The organism is Corallococcus sp. RDP092CA (genome assembly GCF_041903675.1).
Classification (GTDB): Bacteria; Myxococcota; Myxococcia; order Myxococcales; family Myxococcaceae; genus Corallococcus.
On record NZ_JAYESI010000003.1, the window covers coordinates 29,073 to 40,689 of the forward strand.

Below are 11,617 nucleotides of genomic sequence, written 5' to 3' on the forward strand. Positions count from 1 at the left end.
AGGAAGCGGTCCGGGGGAGACCGCTCCTCCCTGCGCCCCGGCGGTGAGCCGGGGCGCGAATGCGACTGCTCAAAGGTGGTGGATGACTACGGGCACGGCTTGATGGGCTTCGGGCACTCCATCCCGGGCCCGGGGTAGCAGCACATGTCGTCCTGGTCTCGCGGCAGGACGTTCCAGCGCGGACGCGCGGGACCCACGTGCTTCAGGTGGCCCACGACGTCGAAGGTGGCCGCCCGCAGCTGCTTGCACTGGAGCGCCTTCGCGGCGTCGGCGTCGTTCTCGTTGCAGTCCGGATTGAGGTCCGGCACCGCGTCCTTGATCTGCAGGCTGATGCGCGAGCGCGTGTCCGGCGCCACCTTGCAGCTGGCGTTGGCCGTGGCGGCGGCGTCGCGCACCAGCGCGACCGTCACCTCGGAGCCCTTCAGGGTGTACTCGTAGAGGCTGTTCGCCGGGATGAGCGTGCCCGTCTGGTCCACGGTGACGCTGTCCGTGCCGAAGCGCGCGCGCACCGGCTGGTCGCAGAGGATGTTCAGGCGGTAGCCCTGGGGCAGCGTCTTCGACGGCTTGACGGACGTGGTGCCCACCGTGACGCCCATGATGCGGTTGGGGACGGACTCGTCCATGCCCAGGGCCGCGGGGCCCAGGGGGTTCATCTCCACCACGAACTGACCGTAGTTCGTGAAGGTCGTCTTCTCCGCGCAGATGGTGCCCTCGTACTCGCCGATGCCCAGCGTGCAGTCGATGACGCACTGGCGCTCCGGCAGGTCCGGATCATCCGGCGGCTCCTCGAAGCAGTTCTGCCAGCTGCGCGACGTGCCGCTGCCCACCGGGCAGAACATGGGCATCTCGTTGTTGCCGTTGGCGTCGCAGTTGCGGAACACCTTGGGGAACTTCACCCGGCGCAGCTTCACCAGCGACGACTCCAGGCTCTCCATCTTGTAGTTCTTGTAGCTGTAGCCGCACAGGATGTCGTCCAGGTACGGCGACGCGCTGTAGCCACACAGCCGGCCGTTGACCTCCACGGGCGGCACCTGGTCCAGGTACTTGTTCCACTGGTCCTGCGGCAGCAGGCGCACGTTCTCCCGCAGCGTCCACGCGGGGAAGCTCATCTGCGTGGTGTTGGTGAACTCGGCCACCGTGCCGGACAGCGTCCAGAGCAGGTCGCCGGAGTCCAGGCCCTCCGGGAAGGAGTAGTTGTAGATGTAGATGCTGTTGAAGCGGCCAGGGTTGTAGCCGTCCGGCTCCGCGGTCTGGATGTTGGCGCCGGGGACGCTCTTCTCCAGCACGCGGCAGGCCGTCATGTCCGTGACGTAGAAGCCGCTGGAGTCCGTGCCCGTCACCAGCAGCATCATCTGCTTGCCGTTGTTGGGGTCGGACGGGTCGCTGCAGTTCTGCGTCAGCGGCTCGCCGGCCTCCGGGTTGCGGCCCACGCGCATGAACTGCTTGATGAAGACGCTCGTCTCCGAGCCGCCCTCCGGCGTGTTGATGGTCGCCAGGGAGGGCTCCTCGAACCGGATGGTAGGGGACAGGCCCGTCGCGTAGGTGCGCGTGGCCGGCTGCTGCGGCAGCTGGGACAGGTCGCCCACGACGCCGCCGTCCGCGTAGTCCAGCTCCAGGTCCTGGTCCTGCACCCAGACGTGCGTCTCGCCGTACAGGTGGGCCACGCGCACGCTGCCGGTGCCCTTGCCGTTGGTGAGCTGCGCCCAGCGCATGCTGTAGTCACCGGTGAGGTCGCCCGGGATGACCCGGAAGGACACCGGCCCGTTGAAGGACGTCATCTCCCCGCCCGTGCTGTCCAGCGCGGTGATGGACAGGGTGATGTCCACGTCCGTGCGGGGCAGGGTGTAGGGGCAGTCCGCCGTGCCGCGCAGCTCCGGCGGCACCGCCGCCTGGTCGTTGCCGTACTTCGCGGCGCACGCGTTCACGACCGGCAGCGGCGCCGCGCTGGAGTCGCCGGTGGTGATGCCGGTCACCTCCACGCGGAACGAGGTGAGGCCGGTGGGGGCCTCGGACTCCTTCGTGTAACAGCCGGCCGCCAGGGCCAGCGTGGACAGCAGGAAGAGCCGCTTCATCACTTCACCCTCCGCCCGATGCGGCCATCCTCGATGGCGTTCGCGATGGGCATGGCCGTGGGTCTCTCACAGAACGTCCGCAGCTGGCTCGTCACCGTTCCGCAGGTGGGGTTGCCGCCCGTCAGCAGGTCGCGGCAGGTGCAGCGGCCGGTGGACGGGCCCTGCGGCAGCGCGCACTGCGCGAGGGCCGCCTCCTTCGTCGTGTCCGGCAGGCCGCACTGCGCCATGGCCTGCTGCTGCTTGGCGGCGTCCGCGGGCACGTTGAGGATGTCCAGGCAGGAGCAGCTGCCCACCTGGTTGTTGAGCGCGTCCTCGAAGGCCTTGGACACCTTGCAGGAGTTCAGCGTCTTCTCATCCACCGTCCACTTGCCGTTGACCAGCGACCCGCAGCGCGTGCCGTTGCTGGAGGTCTCGCGGCCGTTGAGCATGTCGTCGCAGGTGCAGAAGCCCTGCATGTAGCCGATGAGCGAGTCGCGCAGGCTGATGTTCGTCTCGATGCGCGTGGTGTTGCGCTTGAGCACCGTGAAGCCGGACCCGCCCTTGGCGATGTAGTCGTTCACCGCGATCTTGTACGTGCCGTTGGTGTCCAGCGGCTTGCCGTTGATCTCGATGTCGACGCCCGGGTGCGCCCAGCAGCGCGAACCGCTGGTGTCCTCCAGGCACTGCCACTGCGCGTGGCCCTCGCGGTTCTCCTGGGGGCAGTCCTGCTGCACCGTGGCCGGGGTGCACGCGATGCGCAGGTCGTTGAGCTGCACCTGGGCGCAGTCCATGGTGAAGCGCGCGCCGGAGATCTGCGCCTGGCTCACGCACCCGCGCTCCGCGGAGCGCTCGGTGACGAAGTCGAACATCTCCTGCATCTCCACGCCGGACAGGTACATGATGTTGATGGTGTTCTCGAACGGGAACACGTTGAACATCGACTCCTGCGTGACGACGCCCGCGTAGAGGTTGTCGCGGATGCCCAGGCTGTTGGTGAGCGCCATCTCCGCCTCCACGCGGTTGCGCTTGCGCATGGAGTCCGCGGCGATGTTGCCCAGCGGCGAGTCACCGCCGCTGGAGTTGTTGCGCCGCTGCACGTCCACCGGGGCGTAGGAGAAGATGGAGGTGAGCTGCAGCTTCACGTCCATGCCCAGCAGGTACGGGATGAGCAGGTCCGTGGTCTGCGCGTCCTCCTGGCGGCCGCACTCGGCGATGGCCTCGCGCACGCCCGGCGCGTTGATGAACTCGCCCGGGTCCCAGAAGATGTCGTCGTCGAAGCGGTACTTGCGCATCGCCTCGTTGCACCAGAGGCCGTCCACCGGGAACGCGTGGTAGTCCTGGCTGATGACCTCGGCGCCCTCGCCCTCGCCCAGGTGCTGCGGCATCTTCACGACCAGCTCCAGGCGGCCCACGTACTTGGCGAACGCGCCCGAGTGCGACAGCACGACCTTGCGGCCGCTGGGGTCCGTGACGAGCTGCGGCGGGTTGAGCACCACGTGCAGGTGGCCGCCCAGCACCACGTCCATGCCGCTGACGCCCGCGATGTGCACGCGCACCACCGACTTGTCGTTGCCCTCGGGGCCGAACCACTCCAGCACCTTCCAGGCGTCGTGCTCGCGCTCGATGAAGGGCCGGGCGCGGCCATACTCGTAATAGGCCTCGTAGCCCTGGATGAGATCCTGGTCCTCGGTGAGGCCCAGGTGGCTGACGATGACGATCAGGTCCGTCACCGGGCGCAGCAGCTCCACGTAGGAGCGCGCGGCCTCGTTCTGCTCCAGCGGCGTCACCTGCATGCTGTTGCCGCCCTCCACGATGGAGTTGAGCGACGAGATGTTCGCCATGCCGATGACGCCCACCCGCAGGCCCTTCACCGTCTTGATGGTGTAGGGGTTGGTCACCTTGGCGGTGCCGTTGGTGCCCGTCGTCTTCGGGTCGTCCCAGTAGTAGTTGGCGGCCAGGAGCGGGAAGTTGGCGAAGTCGCGCGCCTTCTGGGTGAAGTTGAGCGCGCCGGCGTCGAACTCGTGGTTGCCCACCACGGCGGCGTCCAGGTGCTGCTCGGAGAGGAAGCGGAACTCCGCCTCGCCCGTGTTCACGTTGAAGATGGGCGCGCCCTGGAAGCAGTCACCGGAGTCCAGGTGCAGGATGCGGTCGCCCTTCTTGCGCTCGCGCTTGAGGATGGACGCGATGCGCGTGGCGCCACCGAAGGGACCGGCCTCCGGGATGAGCTCCAGGTCCTGGTCCGTCTTCAGCGGGGTGAAGTCGTACGGGATGAGGCGCGAGTGGATGTCAGAGGTATGGAGCAGGGTAAGCCGCACCTCCTGACCCTCGAGGTGGTAGTCCTGTCCTTCCAGCACAGGCATGCACGAGGCGAGGGCCAGGGCACAGAAGAGGCCGAGCAGTGCGCGACACATTCGTGGGAGATCCGTGATTCGTGGGGAGTGACGACTTGAAGACGGCGCAACCTACGGGATCGAGGGGGCACGGGCAAGCAACGCCACCATGGCACCTCCACCTACCAGGGCATCAGGAGAGCGGGCAGACATGCGTCCCAGCAGTTCCAATGTGACTGACATCGAGATCATCGAGGATTTCTCCGCCACGGCGCGTTGCGACGAGGGCTTTCTCCGGGTGCGCCGGCTGCGCTGCCGCAACCGTCGCGCGGATGGCTCCTCCTCGCCGGTGTACCGGGTGGACGTGGTGGACCGGCCCCGGCTGGATGCCGTGTCGGTCCTCATCTACCGCCGCGCGCAGGACGGAACCGTGGAAGTCCTGACACGCATGAATCTGCGGCCCGCGGCGTACTTCCGCCGCGAGCAGACCGCGTCCATGACCGTGCCTGACACGGTGAGCTATCTGCGCGTGGAGGAGATCGTCGCGGGCCTGCTGGAGCCGTCGGACAAGGGGGAGGACGGGCTTCGCCGCCGCGCGGCGGAGGAGGTGAAGGAGGAGGCGGGCTACACGGTGCGGCCGGAGGACATCCAGCTGTTGGGCGGCGCGTTCTTCCTCGCGCCGGGCATCCTGTCGGAGAAGGTCTTCCCGGCCGCGGTGGACGTCACCGGCGTGGCGCAGGGGGCGGTGGAGGGGGACGGCTCTCCATTGGAGGAGGGCGTCCACCTTCAGTGGCGGCCGCTGCACGCGGTGTTGGAGGCGTGCCGGAGGGGTGACATCGCGGACGCGAAGACGGAGGTGTCCCTCACGCGGCTGCTCGCCCGGCTCTCCTGAGGCACTGGGAGTTTCCGGGGTGGGGACGGACGGGGTAGGGTGCTGCCCCGTTCCGCTTTCCTTCTCACGCTGGCGAGGTTCGTCGCATGTCGTCGCTGCCCCCGTGGCTGGCCCAGCTGCTCCCCATCGTCATCCTGCTCGGGGCCATTGGCCTGGTGCTCTCCCGGCTTCCAAAGGTGGAGCTGGGGCACAGCGATGCGTTCCGCCGCCGCCGCTTCTTCAACTGGTTCCCGCTGGGCCTGACGTACGCGTTCCTCTACATGGGGCGCTACAACCTCAACGTGGCGACGAGCGCCATGAGCGGGCAGACGTCCAACGCGGACTTCGCCAACATCTTCTTCTGGGGCACGCTGACCTACGGCGTGGCCTTCCTGCTCAACGGCCCGCTGACGGACAAGCTGGGCGGCCGCTTCACCATCCTGCTGTCCGCGGGCGGGAGCGCGGCGGCGAACATCGCCATGGGCGTCCTGGTGTACGCGGTGCTGCAGAACGGCTGGGTCCCGCCAGGCGGCGTGGTGGTGTGGCTCGCGGTCCTCTACAGCGTGAACATGTACTTCCAGAGCTTCGGCGCGGTCTCCATCGTCAAGGTGAACGCGTCGTGGTTCCACGTGCGCGAGCGCGGCCAGCTGGGCGGCGTGTTCGGCATCCTCATCTCGCTGGGCCTGTACTTCGCGTTCGACTGGTGCCGCTTCATCGCGGACGCGGCGCCGGTGTGGTGGGTGTTCTTCGTGCCCGCGGCGCTGCTCGGGGGCTTCCTGGTGCTGGACGCGTTCGTCATCCGCGACACGCCGTCCCAGACGGGCCACCCGGACTTCGACGTGGCGGACGCGTCCAGCGGGGAGACGGGCCCGGCGCTGAGCGTGCCGCAGCTCTTCGCCAAGGTGCTGAGCAACCGCGTCATCCTCATCATCCTGGGCGTGGAGTTCTGCAGCGGCTTCTTGCGCAACGCGGTGATGCAGTGGTTCCCCAAGTACGCCAAGGCGGTGGGCGAGGGCGGCGGCTTCGTGGCCTCCAACTGGGGCATGCTGTCGTGCGTGGCCGGCATCCTGGGCGGCATGTTCGCGGGCGTCATCAGCGACCGCATCTTCGACTCGCGCCGCGGCCCCGTGTCCGCGGTGCTCTACGCGGGCCTGCTCCTGGGCGCGGTGGGCGCGGTGTTCCTCCTGGGCACGGCGGGCGCCGGCTGGTCCGTGGTCTTCATGTCCCTGTGCGTCATCGGCGTGCACGGCATGCTGTCCGGCACGGCCACCATGGACTTCGGCGGCAAGAAGAACGCGGGCATCGTCGTGGGCATCATCGACGGCGCGGTGTACGCGGGCACGGCCATCCACGCGCTCATCTACGGGAAGATCCTGCCCACCGGCGACGCGATGAAGGACCCGGCCAACTGGAAGCCCTGGCCCCTGGCCATGCTGCCCCTGGCCGTCGTGGGCCTGGTGCTGGCCTCGCGGGTGTGGAACGCGAAGCCCCAGCCGAAGACGGCGCCCCTGCCGGTGGGCGACGTCGTCCCGGGCGCCGTGCCGGGCACGCCGCCTCGTACGGGCACCAACGGTTGAGGCCCCAGGCGCGCGCTCCGGGAGTGTCACCCCGGACGCTCGCCTGTCCCGGAGTCTGGGCTCCTCCCGTGTGACAGGCCTGTGACATAGACTGGGGGGCGTGTCCCAGGCCCCCGAAGCACTCCACAGCCGGTTCGACGTCCACGACCGCAAGCAGTTCGAGATCAAGCTCGAGTACCAGCCCACGGGCGTGGACGAGACGCGCTACCTGGTGGAGGCCTACCTCTTCCTGCCGTCGAGCCTGAACATCGACGCGGAGACGTACCCGCGCGCGGACTTCTACGCGGACATCCACAACTACGTGCGCTTCAAGACGCCGGTGATGGAGCTGGGGGAGCTGCTGTCGTCGGAGGGATCTCCGCTGGTGAAGCTGGAGGCGTGGCAGCGCACGGGCGCGGCGCCGGAGGCGGACGTCGTCTACCAGGCGAAGCTCTTCTCCTGCGTGCTGCGGGGCGCGCTGCGCAGGTTCGCCATGACGGTGGAGACGCGCTGTGACGCCAAGGCGGGCGATGCGGGGCGCACGGACCTGGAGTCGGTGGTGCGCTCGGCGGGGGACTCCGTGCCCGCGGTGCTGGAGCGCTTCCGCGCGTGGCTGCGCGCCACCGGCGAGGCGAAGCTCCAGGAGAAGACGCGCGCGTCGCTGCGGCTGGTGGACGAGTACGTGAGCCTGCTGGTGGAGCAGTTCTTCCGCCGCGCGGTGGCGGACATGGACGCGCTGCCGCGCTCGGGGCCGTGGCTGTCCCTGCGCAAGGGGCTGATGGAGGCGGTGCTGCGGGAGGAGGCCTACCGCAAGGAGCACCGGCTGCGCTCCGTGTTGAGCCCCACGGGGGACAACGAGGAGTACATGCAGCGGCTGGGCTTCCTGAAGAAGTTCTGCATGAACGTGCTCTTCCTGGCCTCGCGCCGGCGTCAGCGGCGGCAGGGCTGGGAGGAGGTGCTGTTCGCCATCGCGGCGGGCGTGGCCATGGCGTTCGCCACGTCGGTGGCGCTCTGGGCGCAGGTCCGCTTCACGCAGGTGAGCCTCAACTTCTTCCTGGTGGCCGTGGTCGGCTACATGATGAAGGACCGCATCAAGGAAGGGCTGCGGCGCATGTTCAGCCGCGTGGCCGCCACGCACCTGTACGACCGCACCACGGACCTGGTGGACCCCGTCACGGCGCGCGCCATCGGCACGTGCGAGGAGCGCGTGGACTACGGCGCGGCGGTGAAGGTGCCCCCGGCGGTGTCCTCCCTGCGGCATCAGGACGACTTCCTCACCGTGTCGCAGGGCGAGCTGTCCGAGGCGGTCATCCGCTACCAGAAGCGCATCGTGCTGGACGCGCGGCTGCTGCCCCGCTCCGAGCGCGGCCTCACCGGCGTCACGGACATCCTGCGGCTGAACGTGGGGCGCTTCCTGCGCGACATGGACGAGCCGGAGTTCGCGCTGGAGTACGTGGACCTGGGGGACTTCTCCGTGGGCCACATCCGTGGCGCGAAGCGCTATCCGGTGGACCTGGTGTTCCGCTTCACGGTCATGGAGGACGGCGTGCGCCACGAGTCCGCGCAGCTGGTGCGCCTGGTGCTGGATCGCAACGGCATCCAGCGCATGCAGCACCTCGCCCGGGGCCAGGAGGGCGCGGAGGCCGTGGGGCCGCTGCCCTTCCAGCCGGCCGTGTGGCGCCAGGGCGCGTGATTTGATGGCCAGCCCCGCGCCGGGGGCATGTATCTTCCGGCGGTCATGGCTTTTGAGAATCTCAAGCAACGCGTGCGGCCGGACTGGCGCGACACGCTCCGCGGCATCCTGGAGAAGGCCCGCGCGCTCGGCCCCCAGGCGGCCCTGGCGTTCGACCTGGACTCCACCCTCTTCGACAACCGGCCCCGCCAGGCGCGCATCCTGCGCGAGTACGGTGACGCCAGGTCCCTGCGCCTGCTCTCCGCGTGCGAGCCGCGCCACTGGGACACGGGCTGGGACATGCGCGCCGCCATGCGCGCGTGCGGCATGGAGGCCGCGGAGGTGGAGCAGCGCTACGCGGACGCGCGCGCCTTCTGGCAGGAGCGCTTCTTCACCAGCGCCTACTGCGTCTCCGACGAGGCGATTGAAGGCGCGGCGGCCTTCACCCAGGCGGTGGCCGCCACGGGCGCGCAGGTCGTCTACCTCACCGGCCGCCACGAGGCGATGCGCGAGGGCACCGTCGCGTGCCTGGCGCGCTGCGGGATGGTGACGCCCCCCGGAGACGACGGGCGCATCCACCTCATCATGAAGCCCACGCTCGCGGAGAGCGACGACGCCTTCAAGCGCGAGGCGCACGCGCGGCTGGGGCGCATGGGCACCGTGGTGGCGGCGTTCGACAATGAACCCACCCATGCCAATGACTACCGTCAGCGCTTCCCGGAGGCGACGGTCATCCACCTGGCCACGGACCACTCGGGACGTGCCGTGGAGCTGATGGACGGCATCGTGTCGGTGCCGCATTTCTCGCTGGAGGACGTGACGCACCGCGCCTGAAAGAATGGCGGGATGGACGACGGTTTCTGAAAGGCTTTGGAAGTCCCATGGCCGCGCGCTAAGAGGCGCACGGCGTTCGCCGCCCTTTTCCCCCTCGGGTCTTCAAGGGGCGGCCCAGACGGAGGCATGCCGCGGTGGCCAGCGCGTACTCGAAGGACCTGTTGTTGACGATGTACCGGAAGATGTACCTCCTGCGCCGCTTCGAGGAGCGGGCCGGCCAGCAGTACACGCTGGGGAAGATCGCCGGCTTCTGTCACCTCTACATCGGCCAGGAGGCCGTGGCGGTGGGTTGCAACGAGGCCATCCGCCCGGATGACTACATGCTGTCCGCCTACCGCGACCACGGTCAGCCGCTGGCGCGCGGCAGCGACGCCGGGATGATCATGGCGGAGCTGTTCGGCCGGGGCACCGGCTACAGCAAGGGCAAGGGCGGCTCGATGCACATCTTCGACATCGAGCACCACTTCTACGGCGGCTACGGCATCGTCGGCGGGCAGATCCCGCTCGCGGCGGGCATGGCCTTCGCCAGCCGCTACCGCAACGAAGACCGCGTCACGGTGTGCTACTTCGGCGACGCGGCCGCCAACCAGGGCTCGTTCCACGAGACCTTCAACATGGCGCAGAAGTGGAAGCTGCCGGTCATCTACATCTGCGAGAACAACCGCTACGGCATGGGCACGGCCATCGCGCGCACGTCCGCGGTGCCGGAGATCCACAAGCGCGCCGCCGCGTACGGCATGCGCGGCGAGGCGGTGGACGGCATGGACGTCCTCAAGATGTACGAGGCGGTGAAGGACGCCGCGGCGTACTGCCGCGCGGGCAAGGGCCCCGTGCTGCTGGAGGCGAACACCTACCGCTTCCGCGGTCACTCCATGGCGGACCCGGCGAACTACCGCACCAAGCAGGAGGTGGAGGACGAGCGCAAGGGCGACCCCATCCCGAAGCTGCGCGAGTTCGCGATGAAGCAGGGCTACGGGCTCACCGACGCGGACTTCGAGGCCATCGAGGAAGAGGAGAAGCGCACGGTGGACGCGGCGGTGAAGTTCGCCGACGAGTCGCCCGAGCCCAGCGTGGACGAGCTGTGGCGCGACACCATCGTGGAGCCGGGCGAGGAGGACGTGCGCCCGCGCGAGCGCGTGCTGGGCGTGAAGGTGACGAACTGGCCGAAGTACCCGTCGGGCCAGGAGCTGAAGGTCACCTGGGATCTGGAGCCCCGCGCCGAGGCCGAGCAGGCGGACAAGAAGGCGGGCCTGAGCCGCTAGCGCTCACGCTCCGTCAGCCACAACCCTTTCGAGATTCGAGTTCGGAGCCGACGATGCCCGAGTTGATGTATCGCGAAGCGTTGAACCAGGCGCTCGCCGAGGAGATGGAGCGCGACGCCAATGTGTTCCTCATTGGCGAGGAAGTGGGCCGCTACAACGGCGCGTTCAAGGTGTCCCAGGGGCTGCTGGACAGGTTCGGCAGCGCGCGCATCATCGACGCGCCCATCAGCGAGCTGGGCTTCACGGGCCTCTCCGTGGGCGCGGCGGCGGTGGGCCTGCGTCCGGTGGTGGAGATGATGACCTGGAACTTCGCCATCCTGGCGATGGACCAGATCGTCAACAACGCGGCCAAGCTGCGCCACATGAGCGGCGGCCAGCTGCGCTGCCCCATCGTGTTCCGCGGTCCGGGGGGCGCGGGCGGCCGGCTCTCCAGCCAGCACAGCCAGGCGCTGGAGGCCAACTACGCGCACTTCCCCGGCCTGAAGGTGATTGCCCCGGCGACCCCGGCGGACGCCAAGGGCATGCTCAAGAGCGCCATCCGGGACGAGAACCCGGTGGTCATGTTCGAGGGCGAGCGCCTCTACGCCATCAAGGGCGAGGTGCCGGAAGGCGAGCACCTCGTTCCCCTGGGCAAGGCGGACGTGAAGCGTGAGGGCACGGATGTCACGCTGATCACCTGGAGCCGGATGTACTACTTCTGCATGGAGGCCGCGGAGGCCCTGGCGAAGGAGGGCATCAGCGTGGAGGTGCTGGATCTGCGCACCCTGCGCCCCCTGGACGAGGAGGCCATCCTCGCGAGCGTGCGCAAGACGAACCGCGTGGTCATCTGTGAGGAGGGCTGGGCGCTGGCCGGTGTCGGCGCGTCCGTGGTGGACCTCATCCAGTCCCAGGCGTTCGACGACCTGGACGCGCCCATCGTGCGCGTCACCGGGTTGGATGTGAACATGTCCTATGCGGCGAACCTGGAGAACGCGACCCAGCCGGACGCGCCCAAGATCATCGCCGCCATCAAGAAGGTCCTGTACCGCGAGGGAGCCTGAA

The 11,617-nt window shown here is 68.8% G+C and carries 8 protein-coding genes; 6 read left to right on the forward strand and 2 right to left on the reverse strand.

Annotation, left to right across the window (positions count from 1 at the left end):
- Positions 1 to 86 precede the first annotated feature (86 nt).
- Both U8525_RS04420 and U8525_RS04425 read right to left on the reverse strand, forming a co-directional pair.
- Positions 87 to 2,072, reverse strand: coding sequence for a hypothetical protein (locus U8525_RS04420; protein WP_374261565.1), 1,986 nt, complete (start codon positions 2,070 to 2,072; stop codon positions 87 to 89).
- Positions 2,072 to 4,462, reverse strand: coding sequence for a bifunctional UDP-sugar hydrolase/5'-nucleotidase (locus U8525_RS04425; RefSeq protein ID WP_374261567.1), 2,391 nt, complete (start codon positions 4,460 to 4,462; stop codon positions 2,072 to 2,074). The genes U8525_RS04420 and U8525_RS04425 overlap by 1 nt, the downstream gene beginning before the upstream one ends.
- Positions 4,463 to 4,592: 130 nt before the next feature.
- Here U8525_RS04425 and U8525_RS04430 point away from each other — a divergent pair, with 130 nt between their 5' ends.
- From U8525_RS04430 to U8525_RS04455, 6 genes are all read left to right on the forward strand, one after another.
- Positions 4,593 to 5,273 carry an NUDIX hydrolase gene (locus tag U8525_RS04430; protein WP_374261569.1) on the forward strand — a complete coding sequence of 227 codons (681 nt, stop codon included), beginning with the start codon at positions 4,593 to 4,595 and terminating at the stop codon, positions 5,271 to 5,273.
- 86 nt (positions 5,274 to 5,359) lie between these two features.
- On the forward strand, positions 5,360 to 6,829 hold the full coding sequence (locus U8525_RS04435; RefSeq protein ID WP_374261571.1) for an MFS transporter: 1,470 nt from the start codon (positions 5,360 to 5,362) through the stop codon (positions 6,827 to 6,829).
- Between the two features lie 100 nt (positions 6,830 to 6,929).
- Entirely contained in the window at positions 6,930 to 8,501 is a 1,572-nt protein-coding gene (locus tag U8525_RS04440) for a hypothetical protein (RefSeq protein ID WP_374261573.1), read from the forward strand.
- A gap of 45 nt (positions 8,502 to 8,546) precedes the next feature.
- The gene (locus tag U8525_RS04445; RefSeq protein WP_374261575.1) at positions 8,547 to 9,314 is read left to right on the forward strand and encodes a hypothetical protein; all 768 of its coding nucleotides are present in this window, start codon (positions 8,547 to 8,549) and stop codon (positions 9,312 to 9,314) included.
- A 134-nt stretch (positions 9,315 to 9,448) separates the two neighbouring features.
- Positions 9,449 to 10,576 carry a pyruvate dehydrogenase (acetyl-transferring) E1 component subunit alpha gene (pdhA, locus tag U8525_RS04450; protein ID WP_374261577.1) on the forward strand — a complete coding sequence of 376 codons (1,128 nt, stop codon included), beginning with the start codon at positions 9,449 to 9,451 and terminating at the stop codon, positions 10,574 to 10,576.
- 53 nt (positions 10,577 to 10,629) lie between these two features.
- Positions 10,630 to 11,616, forward strand: a complete 987-nt coding sequence (locus U8525_RS04455; RefSeq protein ID WP_223634674.1) for a pyruvate dehydrogenase complex E1 component subunit beta — start codon at positions 10,630 to 10,632, stop codon at positions 11,614 to 11,616.
- Position 11,617 lies beyond the last annotated feature (1 nt).